General features: G+C 44.9%; 14 protein-coding genes. 13 read left to right on the forward strand and 1 reads right to left on the reverse strand.

The window, feature by feature from the left end; all coding sequences use genetic code 11:
- The first annotated feature begins 9 nt into the window (after nt 1-9).
- The 3 genes from J2Z18_RS29345 to J2Z18_RS29355 all read left to right on the forward strand — a co-directional run bounded on the left by J2Z18_RS29345 (nt 10) and on the right by J2Z18_RS29355 (nt 7364).
- Nucleotides 10-2901, forward strand: a complete 2892-nt coding sequence (locus J2Z18_RS29345) for a PD-(D/E)XK nuclease family protein (protein ID WP_210095728.1) — start codon at nt 10-12, stop codon at nt 2899-2901.
- On the forward strand, nt 2894-6193 hold the full coding sequence (locus tag J2Z18_RS29350) for a UvrD-helicase domain-containing protein (protein WP_210095729.1): 3300 nt from the start codon (nt 2894-2896) through the stop codon (nt 6191-6193). The genes J2Z18_RS29345 and J2Z18_RS29350 overlap by 8 nt, the downstream gene beginning before the upstream one ends.
- Before the next feature lie 214 nt (nt 6194-6407).
- Entirely contained in the window at nt 6408-7364 is a 957-nt protein-coding gene (locus J2Z18_RS29355; protein ID WP_095399328.1) for a helix-turn-helix transcriptional regulator, read from the forward strand.
- 9 nt (nt 7365-7373) lie between these two features.
- Here J2Z18_RS29355 and J2Z18_RS29360 read toward each other — a convergent pair whose 3' ends face one another.
- Nucleotides 7374-8036, reverse strand: coding sequence for a 3'-5' exonuclease (locus tag J2Z18_RS29360; RefSeq protein WP_210095730.1), 663 nt, complete (start codon nt 8034-8036; stop codon nt 7374-7376).
- A gap of 303 nt (nt 8037-8339) precedes the next feature.
- Between J2Z18_RS29360 and J2Z18_RS29365 the strand changes: the two genes are divergently transcribed.
- From J2Z18_RS29365 to J2Z18_RS29410, 10 genes are all read left to right on the forward strand, one after another.
- Nucleotides 8340-11594, forward strand: coding sequence for a helicase-related protein (locus tag J2Z18_RS29365; RefSeq protein WP_210095731.1), 3255 nt, complete (start codon nt 8340-8342; stop codon nt 11592-11594).
- Nucleotides 11591-12247 carry a DUF4391 domain-containing protein gene (locus J2Z18_RS29370; protein WP_245256257.1) on the forward strand — a complete coding sequence of 219 codons (657 nt, stop codon included), beginning with the start codon at nt 11591-11593 and terminating at the stop codon, nt 12245-12247. Before J2Z18_RS29365 ends, J2Z18_RS29370 begins: the two co-directional genes overlap by 4 nt.
- 21 nt (nt 12248-12268) lie before the next feature.
- Nucleotides 12269-14155, forward strand: coding sequence for a site-specific DNA-methyltransferase (locus J2Z18_RS29375; protein WP_210095732.1), 1887 nt, complete (start codon nt 12269-12271; stop codon nt 14153-14155).
- Between the two features lie 14 nt (nt 14156-14169).
- The gene (locus J2Z18_RS29380; protein ID WP_210095733.1) at nt 14170-17223 is read left to right on the forward strand and encodes a type III restriction-modification system endonuclease; all 3054 of its coding nucleotides are present in this window, start codon (nt 14170-14172) and stop codon (nt 17221-17223) included.
- Nucleotides 17224-17253: 30 nt separating this feature from the next.
- Nucleotides 17254-18330 (forward strand): hypothetical protein, encoded by a 1077-nt coding sequence (locus J2Z18_RS29385; RefSeq protein WP_210095734.1) that lies wholly within the window; start codon nt 17254-17256, stop codon nt 18328-18330.
- A 33-nt stretch (nt 18331-18363) separates the two neighbouring features.
- Nucleotides 18364-18783: a hypothetical protein gene (locus J2Z18_RS29390; protein ID WP_210095735.1), complete on the forward strand. Its 420-nt coding sequence runs from the start codon at nt 18364-18366 to the stop codon at nt 18781-18783.
- A gap of 125 nt (nt 18784-18908) precedes the next feature.
- Complete coding sequence (locus J2Z18_RS29395) at nt 18909-19232, forward strand: hypothetical protein (protein ID WP_210095736.1); 324 nt, start codon at nt 18909-18911, stop codon at nt 19230-19232.
- Nucleotides 19233-19773: 541 nt separating this feature from the next.
- Nucleotides 19774-20850, forward strand: a complete 1077-nt coding sequence (locus J2Z18_RS29400) for a restriction endonuclease-related protein (RefSeq protein WP_210095737.1) — start codon at nt 19774-19776, stop codon at nt 20848-20850.
- Nucleotides 20847-23942 (forward strand): pPIWI_RE_Z domain-containing protein, encoded by a 3096-nt coding sequence (locus tag J2Z18_RS29405; RefSeq protein WP_312889709.1) that lies wholly within the window; start codon nt 20847-20849, stop codon nt 23940-23942. Before J2Z18_RS29400 ends, J2Z18_RS29405 begins: the two co-directional genes overlap by 4 nt.
- Nucleotides 23929-26562 (forward strand): pPIWI_RE module domain-containing protein, encoded by a 2634-nt coding sequence (locus tag J2Z18_RS29410; RefSeq protein ID WP_210095739.1) that lies wholly within the window; start codon nt 23929-23931, stop codon nt 26560-26562. The genes J2Z18_RS29405 and J2Z18_RS29410 overlap by 14 nt, the downstream gene beginning before the upstream one ends.
- Nucleotides 26563-26711: the final 149 nt, after the last annotated feature.

The following is a 26711-nucleotide window of genomic DNA, read 5'->3' on the forward strand; positions in this document are numbered from 1 at the left end:
AGGATTGGCATGGACCTAATAGATCGATTGTATCAGAAAATAAAAGAAGATCCGCTGTCCCCTAAGATGCTGATTGTCCCGTCCTATTCGCAAGGCCACCAATTGCTAGAGCGAATTTGCGAACGTTTCGGTTCTGTTTTTAATGTGGAAGTTGAGACACTTCAGGGCATGGTGCATGCCAATACGGCATTCGAGCTGTCGCGTCGAAAGATACGTTTTCTTGAGGATGAGGAAGCGTTCTGGGTGATTCGACAGCTAATGCTGCATCAGGCCGAAGCAGATCCTCATAGTTATATTACGCAAAAATCAATGGTAAACCCCGGGGTGGTCCGTAAAGTTCATCAGTCGCTCGATGAATTGCGGATGGCTGGGGTTTGTTCCGGAGAAATACATCCGAATGACTTTTCGAACGAGAGCAAAGGCTTGTATCTCCAACAATTGCTTGATCGTTATGAGGCTTACCTCATAGAGCAGGCGCTGACGGACTTTGCGGGTTTGGTCGAGTATTGTACTCCAACTGCGGATAACACAAGATTTTTACTTCTGCAGCCTGCCGGATGGTCGAGAATGGAATGGGATCTGATCGAGAAAATAGCCGGGAGCCAACTGGACATTATCAATTTCGATGAGCCTTTTTATTCTCATGCAAGATTCTCTAACAATCGACTGGTGATGTTTCGCGCCGCTGGAAGTTTAGCGGAAGTTCGCGAAGGGTTTCGCAGAATGATTGCAGAGCCCGAGCCGCTGGATCAGATGGAAATCATGTTGTCGGATTACGAACGATATGCACCTGTACTTTACTCGCAGGCCGAGGCATCGGGGGTCCCGTCTACCTTCTCCAATGGGCTTCCGATCTCCTACTGTACGGCAGGCAAGGCTGCTCTAGCTATTCTTGCTTGGATTAAGGAAGGGTTCCCAGTGGCTCGCCTTACGGAGATGCTTCGCAGCGGATGCCTGCAAATCGCTGACCAGCAAGCATCCGCCGGGGATTGGATACGCCTGCTGGAGCAGAGCGGAATCGGCTGGGGCAGACATCGCTATGCCGGAATCCTTGATTCCCGACAACGACGCATGGGGGACGGGCAGCAGGAGCTTGGAATGAAGCTGCATGAGGTGCTTCAAGGCTGGTTCGACAAGCTTCCGGAAGGAAGCGAGTGGAGGCCCGATCTGTTGCTCGAATGGTTGGGGGATTTTGTTGAGAAGCATGTACCTCTTCATTCGAGCGACGACCAGAACGTAAAAACGGCCATTCAAGCTTGGAGCACACGTCTATCGGGAATCCGAGTTGGGTCCATGACGCCCGAGTGGGCGGTACGATATGTAACTGAAATCTTGAACGGCATACGGATCCGGGTCGATGCAACACCGAGGCCGGGGGCAGTTCACGTTACTTCCATCCACAACGGCGGCTTCAGCGGAAGATACCGAACATGGATCGTCGGCATGGATGAACGAGCCTGGAGCATGCCGATCATGCAGGATCCTCTGTTGCTGGATGAAGAGCGGGCGGCGGTATCTAAACATTTACAATTGGTCCGTGAACAATCCAAACAATTCAGAAACGTTCGTGATGCCCGGTTATCACTCATATGCGGGGAATTGTGGCTTAGTTATGCTTCGTACGATCCGGGGGAGCGGGAAAGCCGAAGCCCTGCATTCGAGATGCTGCAAATAATGAGGCTGCAATCTGGGGATGACACGCAGGATTTCAGCGCTTTAGAGAGAGTATTAGGGCAGCCGTACAGCGTAATGGATGTGCTGCATCCGGAAGAACGAAGAAGTACATATGATGAGATCGATGTATGGGCGCAATATCTTCGGGATTTAAGCGGAACAAGAGATGGATGGAAGGCCGTATCGCATGCTTATCCGGCTTTGGCGCAGGGATATCTGGCACAGGTGAATCGCCAAGATGAAAGGCTGTCGGTTTATGACGGGTGGCTGAGCACGAACAAAGCGGGTTCGGATGGCATACTGGGGCAACAAGCCATCAGTGTGAGTCAACTGGAGAAGTATGCGGCATGCGGACTGCAATACTACTTTTATTCCGTGTTAAGACTGCGTCCTAAAGAAATTCCTGTCTTTGACCGTGCCCGTTGGCTGCAGGCCGATGAACGGGGAACGCTTCTGCATCATATTTACAGGCTGTATTTGGAGGAGGTTACGGAGTTCGGTACGAAGCCGCCGCAGCATGACAGACGCAAGCTATATAGGATTGTAGACCAAGCACTTGATGATGCCGCGAAGTCTATACCGGCTCCCAGCCCGCATGTACAGAAGAAAGAATGCGAGGAGATCCGGCGCGATGCAGAGGTTTTTTACAGGAACGAAGAAGGGAAGACCGAAGAGCCCTGCTATTTCGAATTGGAACTAGGTACACCTGAGGGTGAGCCGATGGAGCTGACATTGCCGGACGGCATGCGAGTGAAATTGAAAGGGTTCGTCGATCGGGTGGATCGCATCGGCCCTCATGAATATCGAATCATTGATTATAAAACAGGCAATATGAAGAAATACGCCTCAGCCGAATATTTCAGCGGAGGAACACAGCTTCAGCATGCTCTGTACTCCATCGCGGTTGAACAGTGGCTTCACCTAACAGGCAAAGATATTGAGGCCAGGGTAACGGAAGCGGAATATGCTTTTCCAACCGTACGGGGAAGAGGAGAGTATGTCAGGAGGAAGCAAGATCGCAGGGAGGAATTAGGCGACATCATCTCTAAACTTCTGGATTCCATGAATCAAGGTCTGTTTATTCCAGCTAAAGATGTTAATACGTGTACGTGGTGCAAATACCAATCCGTGTGCGGCTCGCACGCCGAGTGGATGGGGAATAAACGGGGAGCTGCTGTCAATGCAGCTGTATTAGGTTCACTGCGGGAGGTGGAAGAGATTGATTGAATCCAGTTTATTAAACTTGCCGGCGGATCAAGCAGACCGTCATCGAATCCTTCATGATTTAGATACGACGCTGCTTGTGGAGGCAGGGGCCGGATCGGGTAAAACGACCAGCTTGGTAGGCAGGCTTCTTGCCTTAATTGATCATGGCGTGCAGGCAGAACAAATCGCAGCGATTACATTTACGAATAAAGCTGCCGGGGAGCTCAAGGAAAGATTCCGGGTCGCGTTGGAAAACGCTAATCGAACAGCAGAACCCGGTTCAACGAGCCGTCGTCGATATTCGGATGCTCTAAGCAAGCTGGATCTCATGTTTATTGGAACGATCCATTCTTTCTGCGCATTGCTGCTGCGGGAGCGTCCGATTGAAGCAGGGCTGGATCCGTATTTTGAGGAGATGGCTGAAGAGGAGGACAAGCTCTTTCGGGATGCTTGTTGGGATGAGTATATTACGGAATTGAATGAAGCGCAGCTGCGGCTCTTGGACGAGCTATCGCTGCTCGGCGTTGATGTGAATACACTGCGGGACGTTTATGATCGGGTAACCACATTCTCCGATGTCGAGCTGCCTTGTCAAGAACGACTGTATCCAAACTTCGACCGCATTCGGGATACGCTCTTCCTACTGCTTGAGGCTGCGGCGCCGTATATACCATCGACTGAGCCTGACCAAGGATGGGACAAGCTTCAAACGCTTGTACGTACAAATCGCCAAAAGCTGCGGCTGATCGACGTGAAGGATGATATGCGCATTCTTGAGATTGCGGAGCAGTTCGAGAGCAAGATCCATGTAACGCAGAAGCGATGGACATCCAAAGAGCAGGCAGCCCAGCTGAAGACCAGATTTATCGATTGGCAGGAAACCGTGTTATTTCCCTTTCTGCAGGAATGGCGCGAATATTTATACCCGAAGCTGATTGCGTTCGTTCGCCCGGCTATTCTCTATTGCCAGGAACGCCGCTTATCTGTGGGACGGTTGAATTTTCAGGACCTGCTCGTAGAAGCTGCCAGGCTGCTTCGCGACCATCTTGAAGTTCGGGCTTACTTTGCGCAAAAATACCAACGGATCCTCGTTGATGAATTTCAGGACACGGATCCGGTGCAAGCTGAGCTTATTTTTCTGCTCACGGGCGTTACCGAGTTGGGAATGGAGAATCAGGACTGGAGGCGGCTGAAACCGCGGCCAGGCTCGTTATTTCTGGTGGGAGACCCGAAGCAGTCGATCTATCGTTTTCGCAGGGCAGATATCTCGATTTATAACGAGGTCAAAGCGCGAATCCGCGAGTGCGGGGGTGTGCTTAAATTAACGTCTAATTTCCGTTCCGTACCATCGATCGGCGATTATATTAACAGTCGGTTTGCAGACAAATTTCCTTCAGTCGAAACGGAATATCAAGCGGCGTTCGCGAAGATGGAGACAGACTGGGATATTTCGTCCCAAGCAGCAGGGCATGGTGTATACGTGTTGAACTATCCCAAGATTACCGGGGGAAAAGCAGCGGCTGCCCTGGAAGATGCCAAGCGTATCGCAAGTTATATTTCATGGGCTTGCACCGACGGCAACCTGCAGATAATCCAGAGGGACGGCACAAGTCGGAATGCAGTTCCGGGGGACTTCCTGATTCTCACTAAGACGAAAACATTCATTCATGTTTATGCGGAACAGCTGGACCTAAGCGGTATTCCTGCTGATACTTCCGGAAGTACGGCCGCTTACGAAGAAATGCTGATGCTCTGGCAGCTGGTCCGCTGTCTTGAAGACGCCTCCGATCAGCCTGCATTGCTCGCGGTTCTGCGCGGCATGTTATTTGGATTAAGCGACCAGCAGTTGTGGGCCTATAAGCAGGATGGCAGCCGGATATCCATATACGAATCGATATCGCAGGCAGAACTGAGCGAAAATGCGCAGCCGGTTGGCGCAGTGCTGGCCAGATTGCGCATGTATTCGGAATGGGTCCGTACATTACATGCAGCGGCAGCCTTCAGTCTTATCGTCGAAGATTTAGGGATCATACCGTATGTATCGGCATTGCCCGCTGGTTCGGTACGCGCGGGAACCTTGGTCGGATTGATGCAGCTTGTGCACAGCGATGGGAGGGCTGCTTCAAGCTGGAGCGAACTATGCCGATTGATGGAAAGAGCATGTCAAGGGATGGAAACCTCGAGTCTGTATGTCGGAGGCGATCAAGCCGTCCGTGTGATGAATCTGCATAAAGCCAAAGGGCTGGAGGCGGCTGTCGTTATTCTTGCGGGTCCATGCGAAGAGTCCGAACACGAGCCCTCGCAATATATCGATCGGTCTTCCGACCCGGCAGCAGGGTATTTTACGATCCATAAGAAAACAGGGGGATATCATCCGAAAATAGCTGCGCAGCCTCCCGGTTGGGACGTAATGAGCGAGCGGGAGCGGACATTCGCACAGGCTGAGAAAGATCGGCTGCTGTATGTAGCAGCGACGCGGCCCAAGCAAATGCTGGTCATCAGTTTATATCCCGAGCAGCCGGCCAAATGCCCTTGGACCCCGCTCGTTGAAGGAATGCCAGAGCTTCCGGAGCTTCAGGTTCCTGAACGCATACAAACGTCAAAAACGGAGTTAACCGAAGGACCGGATATCCTCGGCATTCGGGCTGCTCGTCAGCGCCAATTGGATGATATAAGCCGGCCTACCTATTCCCTGCTGTCGGTAACGGAACAGACCAAGACGCTCCATGACCGTCCGGAATGGTCCTCGGAGGGGAAAGGGATGGCATTCGGCAGCGTTGTCCATCGCACGCTGGAAATGCTCGGCAAGGGATTGGCGGAGTCGGATCTGGATGAGGCCGTACATTGGCTTGCGAGCGAAGAAGGATTGGCAACAGAGTACATCCCCGAAGCCGTACGGATTGCGCAAAGCATCCTGGTCAGCGAACTGTGGCAGCGAAGCTTGCGTGCACGCCGCCGGTTATTCGAGCTGCCCCTGTTACTTAGGAAGAACGCCGCGGAGCTTAAGTCATTCAACAACATGGCAATGGAAGTCATAAAGCTCGAAGCGGCCCCGGCTTCGGCAACCGGGGATGATGCTGTGAAGCATGCTTATTTGCGAGGCGTCATTGATCTTCTGTTCGAGGAAGAAGACGGCTGGGTCATTGTTGACTTCAAGACCGATCACGTCGAGGAGGGTGCCCTGGAGACGTTCGTTAATTTCTATCGTCCTCAGGTCCTTGTCTACGCTTCGGAATGGGAACGCACCTTTGGCTTCAAAGTGAAAGAAGCAGGGCTTTATTTCGCAGGGATCGGGCGGTATGTAGTGCTGTGATACTAGCTCTGTATCTATGTATCTATGTTCTAAAAGCATACGGTTAAGGTTTCCATCCAACTAAAGGTAACAGGAGAGCTTAAACATTGAGTTGAGTTCTCCTTTTTATATGAAGAAGTAAACGGAAATTTTTTTAGTTCTCTGGGAGGATATGGTTGCTTGTTGTCGAAATGTGTATAAATCATAATGAAAATACAATTAGGAGAATTGAACTATGTCCGATAAGTTGTTCAGATGGTTCAAAATTATTTATGCCATCCAAGCAAGGCCGGGGATCAGCGCCAAGGAATTGGCGGAACGATGTGAAGCCGAGGAAAGAACGATATACCGGGATTTACGTTCACTAGACCTCGTAGCGCCGATTACCAACGAAGGGTACGGTAAAGGCTACACGTTCGCCGGGGATTTTGCCATGTTTCCCTTCAATTGGACGCAGCAGGAGGCATTGGTCTTCTCCATGCTCCCTTCCTTTGTCGACCAGAGCAATATGCCGCCGGGATTCGACACAGCGTATGACAAGGTTATGGCCGCTCATTTTCGGCAGAAGAAGCGGGATCGGGAAATTCTGAAACATGTCACGGATATTATCCAAATGGGGTCTCCCGCATATCGGGAGGATGCTCCCAACTATCTATATCAAGTCATTCAGGCCATTGTGGAAGAAAAGACGATCACCGTTGTATATCATACGCAGAGCCGGAACCAACAAACGGAACGGGAGATCGATCCGTACTACCTCGTTCCGAGGGATCAACGATTCTATCTGATCGGGTATTGCCATCAGGCGAAGGATATTCGGACCTTCCGTCTGAGCCGTTTCCGCTCTATGGAGATGACCAGCCGCACTTTCGAGCGCGGAGACTTTAACCTGAAGAATTATATGAAGAACACCTGGTCGATTGAACGCGGCGAGGAACAAATTCATTTCAAAGTGAAATTCTCGCCGGATGTCGCCCGTTACATCAAAGAAGAGGAGATGTTCGTGAGACCAAGGATGAAGGACCTTCCGGACGGCAGTTTGTTGTTCGAGGTCACCTTGAATCACGATCGGGAGTTTATGAACTGGGTAAGTCAGTACGGGCCGGATGCTGAAATTCTGGCCCCGGTATCTTACCGGGAACGAATGAAGGAACGGCTTGAACGATGGCGCAAGCTGTATGAGGGGGAATAAGGAACGGCACTATTGCGCCATTCCCAGCATTGCCGCCAGTTTACTGAATGGGTGATTCTCTTCCGAGCCTGTGGAATATACCATTTCCGAGACGTACAGCTGATCTTCTGCGGCATTATTCGTAACCAACTGGATGTTAGGGAAGATCGAAAGAAAGACTTTCGCCGTGTTATAGGCGTCATCGGTGGCTCGATGCGGCTCTCCGATGAATGGGAGCTGCAGCAGGTCTAGCGCCCGTTTCAATCCGATCCTCTGTCGATGATCCGATTGGTGAAGTCGAGTAAACGCCAGCTGAAGATCGTTATAATTTTGCAGCCAATCCAAGGAGATCTGATGATACCGGCAATGCTGGATGAACTGATATTTATCGTCCATTCCCCATGCGCATAAATAATAGGGCGCTTCGCCGATCCACTCTTGAAAAGCCTTTAGCGCTTCGGGAAAAGACGGTGCTTGATCGACTTGATCCTGCGTAATCCCCGTAAACGGCGTCGTTTCCGGTGTTAATTTATACTGTCTCGAAGGCTTTACATAGGAATGAAACACATCGGTCATGACCAGTGTTCCTTCTTGCTCGGTCATTTTAATCGCACCGATTTCGATAATGTCGGCAAGATGCTGATGTTTACGAACCACCATGAATTCAAGATCGAAGATGATATAAGTTGGCATTGGAATGCTCCTCTCTGCATTGGTTGTTATTAGTTTAGCAGGGAGGAGTGGCTGGGATTGTCAGGGAATGGGTGTTCGGGGATGGGGAAAAAGGTCGCCTGTGGGCACTAGATGGTTTTAGACTTAATAGGAGTTATAATAAAGAGTAATGTTTCTACTAAACGATCTTTCTATTATCGTCGGTTTGATAGATAGACACCCTTAAAAACCAGCGCTTACTTGACAGAAATTACACAAACGCAATATTTCCTTTATTAGTCAAATAGGCAATGTTTTATTTTTCGGCTGAACAAGAGGTGAGCAATGGACATCATTAATAACATCGACCGTCTGCTCGGCGATGACCTTAAACAATCGATCCGAAAAGGTTCGCGGCTGTCGATCGCAGCATCCTGCTTTTCGATCTACGCCTATGAAGCATTAATGAAAGAGCTGAATCAGGTGGAAGAAGTGCGGTTTATCTTCACTTCACCTACCTTTATCGCGGATAGCATTAAGAAAGAGAAGCGGGAGTTTTACATTCCGAAGTTGAACCGGGAGAAGAGCCTGTATGGTTCCGAGTTTGAAATCCGGCTAAAAAACGAAATGAACCTCAAAGCGATTGCAAAAGAATGCAGCGACTGGATTCGTAAGAAAGTCACCTTCAAGTCGAACCGTACTTCCGGTGCAATGCAAGGGATGTTGAATTTGCAGACATCCGATGAAGCCATCACATACATGCCAGTCGACGGCTTTACGACGGTCGATCTTGGATACGAGAAAGGTAACGCTCTATCCAAGATGGTGAACAAATTCAATGAGGTTCCGTTTACTAAAATGTATTTCGATTTGTTCAATCAAGTGTGGAATGACAAGAGCAAACTCGAAGATGTGACAAATCAGGTGGCCGAGCACATTTCATCCGTTTATAAAGAGAACTCGCCTGAGTTCATCTACTACGTCATTTTGTATAATATTTTCAATGAGTTCTTGTCAGATATTACGGAAGACATACTGCCGAATGAAGCAACTGGATTCAAAGATACAGAAATCTGGAAGCGGCTTTATCACTTTCAGAAAGATGCGGTGCTCGGTGCCATTAACAAGCTTGAGAAATACAATGGCTGCATCCTTGCGGACAGCGTCGGTCTTGGGAAAACATTCACTGCCCTTGGCATTATCAAGTATTACGAGCTTCGCAACAAGTCGGTTTTGCTGCTATGCCCGAAGAAGCTTGGTGATAACTGGCTCACATACAAACAAAACGTGACCAACAACATCTTGTACGCCGACCGTCTGCGATACGATGTGCTCTACCATACGGACATTTCTCGTGAGAGCGGAAAGTCCAATGACATTCCGCTCGACAGATTGAACTGGGGGAACTATGACCTGCTCGTCATCGACGAATCGCATAACTTCCGCAATAACGAAGCGAAGAAGGCCAAAGAGACCCGGTATCAGAAGCTGATGCGGAAAGTGCTCAAGAGCGGTGTTAAGACGAAAGTACTGATGTTGTCGGCAACTCCAGTGAATAACAAATTCATGGATCTTCGTAATCAACTTGCTCTGGCGTATGAGGGTAATCCCGAAGAGATCAACAACAAGTTGGGCACGGAGCGGGGCATCAACGATATCTTCAAACGGGCTCAGTCTGCCTTTAATCAGTGGTCTAAGCTGGATGCCGCTGAACGGACGACGGAGACGCTGCTGGGTATGCTTGACTTTGATTTCTTCGAGCTGTTAGACAATTTGACCATTGCTCGCTCCCGCAAGCACATTCAGAAGTATTACAAAGCTGAGGAGATCGGCGAATTTCCTAAGCGATTGCCGCCTTTATCCAAGTTCTGCAATCTGACAGACAGGACGGATGTCATCGGCTATAATGATATTTTTATGGAGTTGTCCAGAATCAACCTCGGCATTTATGCTCCGTTCAAGTACATTCAACCGAGTCGCTTGCGATTATATGAAGAGATGTACGATACGAGTGTAAAAGGCGGAAGCGGGAGCTTCAAGCAATTGGACCGAGAAGGTAGCTTGCAGCTCTTGATGCGGATCAATTTGCTCAAGCGGTTAGAGAGCTCAGTGGAATCTTTCCGGTTGACGCTGTCCAAGATTATATCCAAGCTTGGTCAGACATTGGAGAGAATTGAGGCTTATCAGCAAAGCGGGAAGTCTGATGCGGTTGGATACACCGAAATTGAAGATGCCAGTCTCGATGATGACGACTGGTTGGATGATGACTTTACCATCGGGGATACCATCAAGATCAATCTATCCGATATGGACGTGCTTCGATGGAAAGAAGATTTGATGAGCGATCACCAAGTTCTATCTGCTCTTCACGAAGAGATGCAGAAAGTATCGCCCGAGCATGACGAGAAGCTGAATGCCTTGAAACAGGTCATCGATGATAAGATCAGACAACCAATCAATCCGGGTAATCGTAAAGTGATCATCTTTAGTGCATTTACGGATACCGCGGCGTATTTGTACAATCATCTATCTGCGTACATGAAGTCGAAATACAACATCGATACTGCGAAAATCGTCGGCAGTGATGAGAACAAGAATACCGCAGGACTTCGGAATGACATTAGTACATTGCTCACCTGCTTCTCGCCGCGATCCAAGGAGAAGAAGCTGACCATGCCCGATGTGGATGGTGAAATCGATTTGCTCATCGCGTCCGATTGCATCTCCGAGGGGCAAAACTTGCAGGATTGCGATTTTCTCATCAATTATGATATTCACTGGAATCCGGTACGAATCATCCAGCGGTTTGGACGAGTTGATCGGATCGGCTCCCAAAACAAATCCATTCAGCTCGTGAACTTCTGGCCCAACATGACGCTGGACGAGTACATTCAATTGAAAGAACGGGTCGAGAATCGCATGGTCATCATGGATATGACAGCAACTGGCGACGACAATGTTCTGTTTAATCAGTCCAGCGATTTGGAATACCGGAAACAGCAGCTTAATCGCTTGCAGAAAGAAGTCGTCGATCTGGATGACATGAATACCGGAGTATCTATAACGGATTTAGGTCTTAATGATTTCCGAATGGATTTGGTGAACTACGTCAAAGAGAATGGCGAACTGGATACCGTTCCAAGCGGACTGCATGCCGTTGTTTCTGCTGATGAAGAGGAGGGAGTGCAGCCAGGAGTCATATTCGTTCTTCGTAATGTGAATGAAGAACTGAACCCGGACAAGCAGAATCGCTTGCATCCTTTCTACCTGGTCTACCTGAGTGACGATGGTGAAGTCATAACCAATCATATGGATGTCAAGAAGACACTCGATGTTTTGCGTGCCCTGTGCAGAGGACAATCTGAACCTGTCTTGGAGGCATGTCGCAGCTTCAATCAAGCGACGAAAGACGGTAGGAGGATGGATGCCTATTCCATGCTGCTTGAGGAAGCAATCCGCTCCATTGTTCAGGTGAAGGAAGAAGGCGATCTGGATAGCTTGTTCAGTTCGGGAGGCACAACGGCTTTAATCGATTCCGTCAAAGGTCTTGAAGACTTTGAACTCATTACTTTTGTTGTCATCCGGCAGGTGAGTGCATGATGTATCAGTTACCATCAAGCACACTTGTGAATCGCAAAATACCGAAGAACAAATTTTATGAGAAGCTTCACGCCAATCAACATCTAAAGGATCTGTTTACTGAGCAAGTCGAGTCGATCATCTGGAAGCACAAACTATCCAAAGAGACGATTCGCCTCGAACCGAAAGATGACATTGAGGAAGTTCAGGTATTTGAGGTTCACTTGAAAGAGCAAACCTACTCACTTGATTTGTTGCGGAGCATCGACAAGGCGATTCCTTACCCCATACTGCACGTCATTAAATACGAAGATCAGGTAAAACTCGCAATCGCCTACAAGGAGCGGAATCAGACCGATGATAACCGCTCCGTTGTACGTTCCTATCACGAATCGGAATGGCAGCCTATAGAAGAATTGAAGCTGGACATTATTCAAGGACTTGATCTAAAAGCTGTCTACGAGAATATCATTCGTCAGCTTCTACCGATCAATTCGAACCCGGAAATCGAGCTTACAGCTATTCTGGAACGACAAGCTCGCATAGATAAGCTGACACAAGAAAGCCAGCGGCTAGAAGCCAAGATTCGCGGCGAAAAGCAGTTCAATCGCAAGGTCGAATTGAATATGGAACTGCAACGTAAACGTAAAGAATTGAATCAACTTCTCAACTAAGTAACTGGAGGTCAATCTTTCATGAACAAACTGACGATGAAATCAACCGATCTGACTCAGGTCAATATCGACAAGATTGCGGAACTGTTTCCCAACGTAATTACAGAAGCAAGAGATGAACAAGGAAAAATCAAGCGTGCGGTTGATTTTGATTTGTTGAGACAGGAGCTATCCGATGTTCTCGTTGAAGGAGAAAAAGAACGGTATCAATTGACGTGGCCGGGGAAGAAGGAAGCTATATTTAATGCAAATACAGTTATCGAGAAAACATTACGCCCTGTAAAAAACAGTAGTGTTGATTGGGACAATACAAAGAATATATACATTGAGGGTGATAATCTTGAAGTCTTAAAAATACTTCAAGAATCATACTTGAACAAAGTGAAATGTATTTATATTGATCCTCCTTACAACACGGGTAATGATTTTATCTATAATGATGACTTTCGAGAATCTGAGGAAGAGTACTTTGAAGAATCTGGACAAGTTGATGCTGAAGGCAATAAATTAGTTCATAATACAACTTCAAATGGTCGGTTTCATAGCGACTGGCTTACAATGATTTATTCAAGGCTGAAGATTGCACGAAATTTACTGAGGGATGACGGACTTATTTTTATTAGTATAGATGAAAATGAAATTGAAAACTTAAAGAAAGTATGCAATGAAATATTTGGCGAACCTAATTTTGTTGCACAGTTGGTGTGGCAGAAAAAAACAGGTGCAGGAGCTAAAAGTAAAGGTTTTATTGGATTGCATGAGTATATACTTTGTTATGCTCGAAATATAAGTCCAACATGGGATTTGGTTGCTCCGTTATCAGAAAAAACAAAAGCAATGTATAATAAAAAAGACGAACATTATGAAAAATTAGGCCCATATGCTACGTGGCCATTGGATACAACAAGTATGGATGATCGGGCTAATCTTCGGTTTCCTATTTATCATAATGGACATGAGATTTGGCCAAGAAAACAATGGTTATGGTCTCGTGAGAGAGTTGAAGTTGCTCAGAAAGAAAACAAACTGGTGTTTAATTACAATGAAAAAGAAGGAAGTTGGTCAGTACGTTTTAAGGGTTACTTATTTGATGAAACTGGCGAGGTAAAAGCGGGAAAGCCAACTACATTATTTATCGGGCCGTATACACAAGAAGGTACAAAAGATTTTGAGAAGCATTTTCCTCGCTCATTATTTCCTTTTCCAAAACCAGTGGAATTAATAAAACAGTTACTACAAATCACCGTTTGTAGTGATTCGCATACTGATGATATTATATTGGATTTTTTCTCTGGTTCAGGAACAACAGCAGAAGCGGTAATGCAATTAAACGGAGAAGACAGAGGAAGCCGAAAATATATAATGGTACAGACCAATGAAGAGAGATGTAGTGAGGACTCCGATGCTTATAAAGCAGGATTTGAAAATATCTGCGAAATCGGCAAAGAACGTATCCGCCGTGCTGCCAAAAAAATCAAAGAAGAAACTGGAGCAGAAATCGATTATGGCTTTCGCGTATATCGAGTAGATTCCAGCAACATGAAAGATGTCTACTACACGCCAGACAGACTCGGTCAAATGAATCTGGATGATGTGGCGTCGAACATCAAAGAAGATCGTAATGGAGAGGACTTGCTCATCCAAGTGATGCTGGAGTGCGGACTAGAGCTTTCATTGCCTATGGAATCCAGGGAAATTGATGGGAAGACCGTTCATTACGTTGCAGGCAATTCCTTGATCGCTTGTTTTGATGACGAGGTGTCCGAGTCGGTTATCAAGAAGATCGCAGAGGATAAACCTCTTCGCGTTGTATTCCGTGATAGCTCTTTCCGGGATGATTCGGCTCGCATCAATGTTGAAGAACTGTTCAAGCTACTCTCCCCAAGCACTGAAATTCAAGTACTGTAAGGAGGGTAGCAACGATGAAGATTAAATTCAAACATCAGCAGTTCCAATTAGATGCGGTGAAGAGCGTTGTTGACGTTTTTCAAGGACAACCCAACGAATCCTCTCGTTTCACGCTTGATAAAGGTCGGCGACAAAAGAGTGTAGAAATCGACGATCTCTTTCAACAGACAACTAGCAATGATTCGGAATATGGGTTCAAGAACAACCCCATCAAGCTAGTCGATCAGGAAGTTTTGGGCAATATTCAAGCGATGCAACGCCAGAATGGATTGAAACTATCAGAGCGGCTTGAGGGCAAGTACAATCTGACGGTCGAAATGGAAACCGGTACGGGTAAAACCTATACGTATATTCGGACGATGTTCGAGCTGTACAAAAAGTACGGTTGGAGCAAATTCATTATCGTTGTTCCTTCAATTGCGATTCGCGAAGGCGTTCTGAAGACATTTCAGATTACTGAAGACCATTTCATGGCGGAATATGGATCGAAGGCACGTTACTTCGTTTATAATTCCAAGCAACTGCATCATATCGAGAAGTTCGCAAGTGACGCTGGCATTAACGTCATGATTATTAACGCTCAAGCGTTTAATGCGAGAGGTAAGGATGCAAGAAGAATAACGATGGAGCTGGATGATTTTGCATCCCGCAAGCCAATCGATGTAATCGCAAGCACCAATCCCATACTCATCATCGATGAGCCACAATCCGTCGAAGGTCAGAAGACGAAAGAGGCATTGAAGGATTTCAAAGCGTTGTTTACGCTGCGATATTCGGCAACTCATCGAGAAGACTACAACAAGGTCTATCGCCTCGATGCTTTGGATGCCTACAACATGAAACTGGTCAAGAAGATTAGCGTCAAAGGCATCTCGGTCAAAGGATCAAGCGGAACGAACAGTTATGTGTACCTCGAAGGAATCGATATCAGCGATAAGCATGCTCCTGTAGCCCGGCTTGAATATGAAAAACGTACCAAAACCGAAGTAACCAAGGTATCCAAGAAGATCGTCACTGGCGATGACCTCTATCAATTGTCCGAGAACTTGGAGCAATATAAAGGTTACAAGGTATCCGAGATCAACGGTCAGAATAACAGTATCAGCTTTATTAATGGAGTTACTTTGTTCGCCGGAGACGTGCAAGGTGATGTCAACGAACTTCATTTCCGAAGAATCCAGATTCGGGAGACGTTGAAATCTCACTTCGAGAAGGAGCGGGTGCTGTTTCATAAAGGAATTAAAGTGCTCTCGCTCTTCTTTATCGACGAAGTCGCCAAGTATCGACAATACGATAAGGACGGCAATGAACAGAACGGCGATTATGCGGATATCTTTGAAGAAGAGTACATGGAACTTCTGAACGAACAACTGTCATTGTTCGCGGATGACCCGTATGTTCAATATTTGAATACCATTCGAGTAAAGGATACGCATAAAGGGTACTTCTCCATCGACAAAAAGAGCAATCGGTTCGTTGATTCCAAAGTGTCTGCCAGAGAAACGGACTCCGATGATGCAGACGCATATGACCTGATTATGCGACAGAAGGAGCAACTTCTCAGCTTTGAGGAACCGACACGGTTTATTTTCTCCCACTCGGCGTTGAAGGAAGGCTGGGATAACCCGAACGTATTCCAGATTTGCACACTCAAGCACAGTGATTCTACGATCAAGAAGCGGCAGGAAGTTGGACGTGGATTGCGGCTCTGCGTGAACAAGTATGGCGAACGGATTGATTCCAGTATTCCGGGTATTGACGTCCACGAGATCAATGCACTAACTGTTATCGCAAGTGAATCCTATGAGCAATTTGCCAAACAACTTCAGGGCGAGATAGCCGCGACATTGTCGGATCGCCCACGCAAGGCAGACAATAGCTTCTTCTTGGAAAAAGTACTTGTGAATGCCCGCGGCGAACAATTAAAGATCGATGAGAGACTCGCAAATAAGCTGCAAAACGCGTTTATTCGTAACGGTTATACCGACGATGACTACAATCTGACGGATGCTTATTTTGCAGCCGTAGAAGAACAAACCATTAAACTGCCCGACGAGCTGAATGCACATCAAGAGCAGCTTATTGAACTGGTTAAAACGATCTACGTTGAAGGCAAGTCGGATATGACGAATGATGACCGGAAAAATACAGTTCCGAATATCACGGTGAACAGCAATTTCCATAAGAAAGAATTCAAAGAATTGTGGAGCCGGATCAATAAGAGATCGGTATACACGGTTCAGTTCGACTCGGAAGAATTGGTGCGGAAGAGCATCATGGCGATTGATATGAGCTTGGACGTGCCTTCCATTCGTTATTCCATCAAGCATGGGGAAATGAATGAGATCGAATCCCGTGAACAATTGAAGCAGGGAGACGCGTTCAAAATTCGAGAGACGGACGCGGATTATGTTCATCAAGCAGCGTCATCGAAGATCAAATACGACTTGATCGGCAAGCTGATGGATGAAACAAAGCTTACCAGAAAAACAATTGTAGCTATTATGAAAGGCATCAAGCAAGCGAAGTTCATGCTGTTCCAGAAGAATCCTGAGGAGTTTATACTTCGAGCGTCCAGACTGATTAATGAGCAGAAGGCGACGACAATCATTGAATCTATCACGTATGATGTGATCAATGATACGTTTAATACAGATGTGTTCACGAAAAACACGCTGAAGGGACAGCTTGGACAAAACGCGATAGCTGTTGAGAAGCACATCTATGACTATGTGGTGACGGATTCCAAGATCGAGCGGGCATTCGCAAAAGAGCTGGATACGAGCAATGAAGTACACATTTACGCTAAGTTGCCGCGGGGCTTCTACATCCCTACTCCAGTTGGTGACTACAATCCAGACTGGGCGATTGTATTCAAAGAAGGCGACGTGAAGCACATATACTTTATTGCCGAGACGAAAGGTTCGTTAGACTCTATGGAGCTGCGTGAAGTGGAGAAGGCGAAGATTGAATGTGCACGAAGGCATTTTGCTAAGCTGAATTCAGACCAGTTAAAGTACGATGTGGTTAATAGCTACGAGAAGTTGATGGAGATTGTGAAGGGATAGTTCACAATATTAATTTCGGAGGCGTAAAAGTTGCATCAAATAACTGATATTGTATTCTTCCCGGACATCCTTAAGTTACCTAAATCAACCTTGAAAGAGACTTGTACAGACATGGGTCTGGATACCTCAGGTACAGCATTTGACCTGGCAACAAGAGTTTGGGATACCATTAACACGGGCGACCGTGATACCTTAGGACCATGTAGAAACAGATTGCTTGCAGGTAAGACATCTGTAACATGGTTTAAGATTGAGAATGAAGGTGCTTTACGAGGGTTTAAGGGGTTGTTAGAGGGACTTACAAGAAGTCCATTTGAGCATATCAATGAGGTTATGCCTAGTGACGTGACCTCAGAGCCTGTATTGATTGCTGCATCTCTAGGTAATAATGATGATGAAATATACCTTAGATATATGTACAACAGCGGTAACAGGAGAGAGGTAAATGGCACGTCTGTACACATTGTTCCAAAGTGCGAAGTGACAACAGTGTTTATCAATTTACAGACAGATATCATTGAGGTGCGAACCGATTCCAGAAGTGCCAATAATATTGCATCGCATATTGCCAGATTAATTGGGCAGCAAGTAACACTTGAACAAAAAAGAATACTTGCTCCTTATGGAAATAATGTCGAGCTAATAGCAAACGCCTTAAGAGGCGAACTTATTGATGCCACTTCTACACCTGAATTCATTTTTGAGGATTTCAATGAACAACATACGAAAGCGATTATCGATATACTCAATGCACTCAATAACTTTTTTGATGAAGAAGACGAGGCAGAACTGGTAAATAACTTAAGACAATCATCTCAGATTTTCGGGGAGCACTTACTAACCACTCCTTTTGTAGCTCTTATATTGAACGGAATGGAGAGAGTAGGGCTTCGCGTGAATGAGGGTGATCTAAGAGGACGACCTTTGTATGATACATTACGCCCTTATTTGCAACACCAGGGGGGGTTTATTAAATTCAACCATCCCGTGAATGGTGTAGAGAAATCATTTACTGTAAGGGTTGGTCTAACCTCTGACAGCATATATTTTACTACGCCTGCAACCGAAGAGGTAATTGAATTCGTCCGTAATCAGGTTATAATATAATTACTTGAATTTTTCATGGGGAGGAGGGTGGACATGGCAGTGACATTGAAAGAAAAAAGGGAACTAAATAATTTTTTAGACCTTTTAGCTTTTAGTACTGTTGAAAGGTTCTACCCAACTTCGGCTATGAACTATACACATGTAACTTCGTTAGAGGATACGTTTGACTACTTCCTTGACTTGGTGGAATCTGGCGAGTTAAGTATTGTATGGGAAGTAAAATGCACAACTGATAAGTTTATTTGTGCTCGTAAAATAAAAGATGCTCACTCCAAAGAAGTGTTACTGAACAAGGATGTTACTTGTGATATTTGTGGGCATGAATTCACCGTGTCTGCGAATGATTTGTTTCCGGCGTTTGAAATAACTCCTGACTTCAGGCAAATTGTCCGGGAAGATAAAAAAAAAACATCAAATCGCCTGAAGATAAAAAGAAGCTACGCCAGAGCATAGGTAAAGTTATGGATTCGTTGAGGATAGGCGAACAACAGAATCCATCACTAAGCAACCTACCTCCAAGAACTGCATTAAGGATTGAACATGTTGAACATTTGCATATACATGCGGGGGATGGGGATATGAATAATACCAATAAAAGCGTTACTGTCCACGGAAGTGTTTCTGGAAATACAAACATTAACACTGGGGATCATGTTGATCAAAAAATAACAGTCACCGAGGATGGAGCAGTGGAGGCATTCGCTCAACTGATGAAAGATATCCATGAAAAATCAACAGATTCACAAAGAGCCCAGCTTGAGTTTTTTGCAGAAAAACTTAAAGAGGCTTATCTCAAAAATGATAAAGAAGAAGGAAAAAAGCTCTTAGGATTTTTGACAAGTGCACTTGGGCACGTTGCTTCAGTTGCATCAATAGCAAGTTTTTTTGGAATAACTCTATAATGAAAAAGAGAGGGGACGCCCCCTCTCTTTTTAGTTGTTTACCCTATCAATAGATACGGTGAACCGTATCATTAATAGTGGTGAGTATTTGCGGGGGATCAGGCATACTGGGTAAGGTTTTTCTTAGGTGCATTTCAGCACCTTCCTTCTGCTTTTGTTTGATGGTCATACCCTTATCACAACCTCACACTAAAAAGAGGAAGGGCTAAGAGGTAATTCTCACGAATCCAGTTAGCACTTTTCAAAACAGAGTGCTGACAAGATATAGAGAGATTTCATAATATACATTAGTAGCGAAATTCGGACAAAATTGGACCCCAAAAGGCTAAAATCGCCAGATAACGATGTTAGCCTCTTTGACTTTGGGTATGGCAATGCATGCAATGAAAAATAGGACAGAAGTATTCCTATGGATGGACTTTATGGGTAAACACTGCATTACACATAATTAACGACTATTCGAACACATATTCGCTGACAACCTCTGGACACCCCGATAGTGTAACCTATATTTATTACTGTAATAAGGAATGGTGATCATATGGCGCAAGTGGAAACGGTCAAGAGACCGGATATGCTCTTTAACTTAATTACAGGCATCCAGAAATGGCAGGAAAATTTCGGTGTAATTCCAGACGAATTGTATACGGGGATGCTAATGTTTGCCCATTTGTCTGCGGAAGGTAATTCCGATCCTCCGGTAGATATTTATCAGTTGATACGAATTCTTCATAGACCCTCACATGAATGGGGGATCCAAGGCCTCCAGAACGACTACCCAGAACATTCCCCTCTACTTGATGAAGCTGTCGGTTTAGTTGCCGATACGGACGAGTTTATGAATCGCTATATTTCTCCGCAGGATGCGGAGCAGCAGAACATGTATGATATCTTGAAATACTGCAGAGAGGATGGTAGACAGCTGCAGGATGAATATACTGCTATCCGTACATTTCTGTCCGAACCTCAACATGCAGTAATTACTGCCCGTGAACTCAATGAATTTCTTGAAAATTTTCAGGATTCTGAACTCATTAATTTGATCAGGAATTGTTATCCGGAGATTACGCAAGAACTGTCAAATTTCCGAAAATGCCCGCATTGCGGCTGGACGATGAAATATAAACATGATCGTTGGCGATGTAATAAGGAGGATATTTGCCACTCGCTTGCTGATATGGAGATTCTAGCGCCGTTTGAGTTCGGAAAACAACGGGTTTTCCGTCTAAATCCAGGCATTCAGCGTTTTGTCCTTCTGCCCGGGATCTCTGAGCTTCGTCTGGCTAAGCGTTTGAGGAAAAAAGGTTACGAGGTTGATCTCTATCCGAACATTGATACATTTGATCTTTCTGTTAGGCAGGCAGGTCGGGAATTTTTCCTAGATGTTAAAGATTTTAAGGATCCGCGGACACTAGCTAATTTTTTTAATGAGCAACCCGCGTCTTATCTTGAAAAATATCAGGATCAGTGCCTTATTGTCGTTCCGCGATATCGAAGTTTGTTGTTCCAAGAGTATAAGAAAAGAGCGGAAATGTATTTGAATGAGACAGCTAGGAACTACATCCGAATTGTGATGGAAAATGAAGTAGAACAAGTGTTGGAGGATATATTTTGGTGAGGAAGACGTACTGGGAGTTGTCTGAGGAAATTGTCAGAGAGTTTGATTCGTTAAATCTCGGTAAACATGATATCTCAACATTAATCAATATAGAACTATTCATCACGGGCTGCCATATGATTGATCCAAAATTAAAAATCGAGCAAGCATGGTCGCTTTTGGTAGGTTACAACGATCCCGTTCTACCTGATCTGACACAGATTGAGATCATTACTCGTATGCGCATTCTTTTTGCTGAACTTCGCCATAAGAAGGTGCTATCTAGACGGTTAGGCAGATACTCTGAATTACACCGTGACTACCGGTTATATGACATCACGGAGGAAGGAATAGCTATACAAATATCGCCAAAATACAGAACGGATCGTTTGACCGTCTATAATCGGATTCTAAAGCAATATATCCCTAGAAAGCCAAGCACAAAAACATTTGCCGGTGCTGGCCAATTTAGTTACAAGCGCAGAACTCGTGGCTGTGATCCCAGTACTTTTCATGGCAGTATTCCCGATAGTTTATTGAAAGACCCTACAAGTCCCTTTCCAGCATATCGCTCTAAAACAATACGTTCACTGCCGTTGCCTTACAATGGGACTGAAATAGCTATGGAAATGGATGGATGTAAGAATGAGAGTACGATGTGGCATGATCGAGCCAAAACGGTCATTCTGGAATCCGTAAAAGGTAAGGAACAGGAGCTGATCTATAAAGGGAACATTCATATTGGTGGCGGATTAGGTGCAGGGAAATCGACCTTTATGATTTTGGAAACTTTCCGACTGGTAAAGAAGACGGGTGCCAAGATTGGTTTTATCGAAGGCAGTGTGGCTCAGGTACTGGAACGGGTTAAAGAGCTACGGCGTCTTGGCGTCCATGCAGTCCCCGTCATCGGTAGAATGGGACGAAGCAAGCATCAGCAAAATTATCTTGTCGCCAATATGAATCAAATTCAGAACATTAGTGAGTGGCAAAACGAGCAGTACGAATCACTTAAGCATGTATCCGATGTGTGCTTGATCAAAGCACTAGCCAAGGATTACGAACGAAATAAACCGTCCCCATGTTTGCAGTTACAACAGGAAAACGGTAAAGTTGTCTGTCCACTAGCCCATAAATGCGGGGTCTATCGCGATTTTGTGGATTTGCAAAATGCAGAAGTATGGGTGACCACGGCCTCTAGTGTGTTAAAAACACGCATTCCTGAAATCATTGATCCGTATTCCAGAACAATTTTTGAAGCCATGTATGACTTGTTAGATGTCATATTTGTAGATGAGGCGGATCAGGTACAGAAGCAATTCGATGAAGCATTTTTAACGGAGTACAATGTGTTCGGTTCGACTGAGGATATTTTTGAAAAGCTCAGATTTGAATCAAGCCAACTCACCAATGGCGAATATGGTCAATATGCCGGAGATTCAGCAATCATTGAGTGGAACGACCGCTTGCGAATGTTGGAACATATGGTCTGGCGGATTTATGCGAAGTTGAATGATTCGGCTACTTTAAGAAATGACATACGGAGTAATCTCATTCGGGTAGCGGGTCTAGCCGGAACGCTAAGTGAGAAATTATCCACAGATCCGAAGGAGCAGACACGGATCTTTAAATGGTTGATGGAGTATGCCTCTGAACCATATAAGGACAAGCGATTGTCGGGAATTGCAAATGATCTTATAGATACAGACAGCCCAGAACGAAAACAGGAATGGATTGAGGAGTTTATCGCCAAGGTAAAGGGAGAAGTAAAACCACGGGTGAAAAGGCAGCTTTTATACGCTCAGTTGGAGTTCTTCATTTACCTATGCCGTGCGGAAGAGAATATCAAATATATATTGACGGCATTTCCGATGATTCAGGTCAAATTAGGTCTGTCGATTGATTTTTCTCCACTTTTTACAATGCAGAAAGATTACGAAGCGTTTATGAAAGAAGCTATGACGGGAATCACGCTTGGTTACAAGTATGATCTGCCTGATGCTGAGAAGTCAGGAAAATTCAAATTGATCGAGTATACGGCGATTGGAAGATTGCTTTTGAAAGATTGGCACCAATTATATCAAGTTAGTGACGGGAAAGAAGGACCTGCAGTTGTCTTTCTATCCGGGACGAGCCATGCGCCTAATTCGGCGCATTATGATTTGGAAACTTCTTCAGACTGGTTGCTGAGAGCAGGGCGGCAAAGTTCCAAAATTCAGCTTTATTATAAACCTGTTCTTGATATGACCCGTGGAGAATTTTATGTAGTTTCCGGCGTTCGTGATCCAGAACATAAGAGTAACAATCTATCGGGTATGGTCAGACAATTAAAATCGGATGTGAATTATGAACTGGGTTATTGGCAACGGTTAGGAAAGCGGCGTCGGGTCTTGCTGGTCGTCAATTCTTATGACGATGTTGAAACTGTGCGACAAGTATTCTCAGATGATTCCGCTTGGGCAGGTCGATACAAAGCACTTGGCAGAGGTTCACAACTTAAGGAGGATGAACTTTCGAGAAGCCTGATTGAAACTTTCCATCTACAATCGGCAGAAGTATTGATAGTCCCCTTGTTGTCTGTAGGGAGGGGATATAACATCCTTGATGAGGAAGGTGGAGCCTTGTTTGGCAGTGTCTACTTTTTGGTACGGCCTTATCCGGTGCCGAATGATTTAAATTACTTGGTCCAGATATTGCATGCATATCTGCCTAAGTACATGAAGAGGATTCGAAAGCAAAGCCTTCATTACGATAGCGCCATCAATAAATTGCGCCAGATGAGTAGTGGCAAACTGGAGAGCATGTACCAAAAGCCCGATTATTGGTCTTTGCTTACTAACGATGAGCGGGAGATGATGGGCTGGTACACCTTTGTCCCTGTTTGGCAGATGATTGGCCGTTTGCTGCGAGGTGGTAGGGATGCCAGGGTCTTTTTCTGTGATGCCAAGTTTAGCGCTAAGCAGGCAGATGAGTCGGATGGGCTTTCTATGCTGGAAGTATGGAAAAACATAATGGTTAAGAACAGAAACGATGTACTATTTCAAAGCTTATATGGGCCGTTTATGGAAGCTATTCAACAGATGGAAATGGAGGATGAGGATATTGAAGAGTATTAAAATGATGCAGTTATTTGAATTGGAAGTCAAAGAGGAAGTCTTCTACGATGAAGTTGTTCATTTGATGTATATGCCGGAAAGCTGGCGAAACTATCTGAAGGATCAGACTTATTCAGAAGAGAGTTCATCACACAAAGGGAAAAGTTCGAATGAGTATAAGCTTGCATTTAAAGTGAAGCCATTAGGCCTAAAATTGCAAAGCATTTTTCCGGAAATTATTAACGTGGCAGTAGACTATAGATTTGTAGAAACGGATCTGCCATGGATTGTAGCAACAGAGAAAATATCGGAATCTCTAATCAAAAGATTAACTTTGGGCTGGTTGGCTTCTACCAAGAGATGTACGGTTTCTGAGTTGCCTGAAGATCTGAAGAAGGCCCAATTATCCTGGATTACGACCCGTTTTGGGGAGATAACTACAGATTCAACTCAAAAGTATATTGATAAATATCAATGGTTACCAGCACTTGCGGCCATTAAATTTTGCGCTAAACCTCGAAAAGTTGATCTAGGTCAGGGAATTATTAAGGAATTTCAGTTTTATCATACTATTTTTAATGGCAAACATGAGTGTGTCACAGAGCCCTACATGAAGTCTAATAAATACGATCCTTTTTCTTATGTTCTTAGAGTGAGCCTACAAAATCGAGGTGGAGATGCGAACAGAATGTTATTATCCGTTTCTGTGGGAAGACGGCGATATTTAAAGGATCCCAAGATAAAAATTGATAAGAAAACTAAGGAACTTGCATGTTATTTAAAAGACAATCACACATGCTCCGTCCTTGTATCCGTCCGCAACCCAGAGCTTGATCAAAATACTAAGTCTTTTTCACAACTTCAATTTGAACGATTCGTGCATAAAGACAAAGGGACCTTTACACGATGGAGGACTGCGTTGGATAATCTCTACTGGGATATATTGTATGGCGCAGAGTTTGAAGCTGATATGTTACTGGCCCAACCAACTGCTTATCTTGAGGGAAAAGGGGAAATCACGGCTTGGGTTGTTAACCATAATTCATTTAAAAATGCAGGTAACTGGGTTAAAGCTGGATTAGGTATATCGGAAAAAAGAGGCTTATTCAATGCTTTTGAAGAGGTGCTTACTGAATACGATATGAAGTCACTACCAGCTATTATGGAAATTCCCAGAAATAAAATGAATAACCAACGCCTTCCGATCGTCTCTCATAAGGATCAAGATATTATTATTGAAGTATACAGCAGTGAAGAAATGTTTGAAGCGATGAAACAGGCCTATACTACACCCCATAAATTTATAAATATAATCCCAAAGGGGGAAGAAGGAGTTGTAATTTTCAAGCGTCAAATTTCGGATGATGTCTATGAACTTAACAGCGACAAAGTAGTTACCGTCGAATTTGTACATCGGGACCCGGAGGGCATTGTAAGTGAGCTGGAGATAGGCACTTATACGGCTGATATTGCTTACTCAAAGCTGGTTGATCGAATTAAAAAGAAGCTAGGTTCAAATACAATACATTCTGTTAAAAAGACGCTAGCTCTCATTGAAATAAACGGTAAAGATTCATGGCGTGATGGGGCCGATCCGAAAGCAGCGATCAGAGATGCGATGAAGCAGTCGGGGCGTTTATCGCAATTTATCGAACCACTTACCGTTAAAAGAGATCATTTTGAACATATCACCGTTGAAAATAACGAAGCCAATGGGAGCAACGCGGATACGGGACGCATGGTCAACGCACTGCTGGATTTGTTGAATGATGCCGGTTTTCTAAGTCATAATGTAACCAAACTCAACGAAAACAAATTAATCCTATCTTTCAACGTGCTTAAGGCTGATAAGGATTACTTGCCTGTCGTTTCTAAAATGGATGGAATAGAAGTGGTGATCAAAATGCTGGGTGTTGATACTTGGATGCCGTTAGGAGATGCTCCTTTCCATTTGGATCGTGCAAAGATGCTGAAACAACCAAAGAAATACAATAATAGTAGTGCTGTATTTAAAGCGTTTGTCACACAAGTGATGGAGAATGAGTTGGATCAAGATGATAGACCGATCGTTGTCATGATGAATGCCAAGTTAAGAAATGGATGGTTGGATGTTCTTCAAAATCCTCGTATACAATATGAGGTTGTTCCTTATTTAAATGAGCGTTTGGCGAATGAATCTCGAATTCAGTTTATCCGGATTAATACCACCCAGGATGTCACCCAGTATCGAATCTTTAGCCCGGATAATGAAGAACAACCCATGAAGGCAAGTGGTATTTTTAGAGATCCTTTAGGAATCTATTATGGAGTAGGTGGAAGGCCAACTGCTTGGCAGGGTTCCCGTGTAACGGATATAAAGTTTACTAGTCCGTCTAAACTTCTACTACAACAACGAGCAGTTGAATGTATTCCATTAGGTCCACTGAATGAAAACGAGCGTGATGAACTGGTTTATCTGGTTGATCAGTTACGAAGAGTTGGCTTGACGTTTGATACCCACACTGTTGATCCGTATCCGATTAAGGTACTGAATATTTTATCCAAGTATCTTACAGGTAAAGAAGAGTTTTATGACGATGGTTTTGATGATGAGGTTGAAGTAGTAGAGGAGTTTGATGAAACTCCTGTTGTTGTAAGTTAAAGTTAAAGTTAAACGATCCTCCAAGATGATTCGTCCTTTACGAATCATCTTTTATTACGGCTTTAGCCAGTTGAGCTCGCGAAGCGTGCGAAACAAAAAACCACCCGCTATGCGGGTGGAGGGATCGAGGGTTTGACCAACAAGACCAT

Source organism: Paenibacillus lactis (genome assembly GCF_017873605.1).
Lineage (GTDB): Bacteria > Bacillota > Bacilli > Paenibacillales > Paenibacillaceae > Paenibacillus_AQ > Paenibacillus_AQ lactis.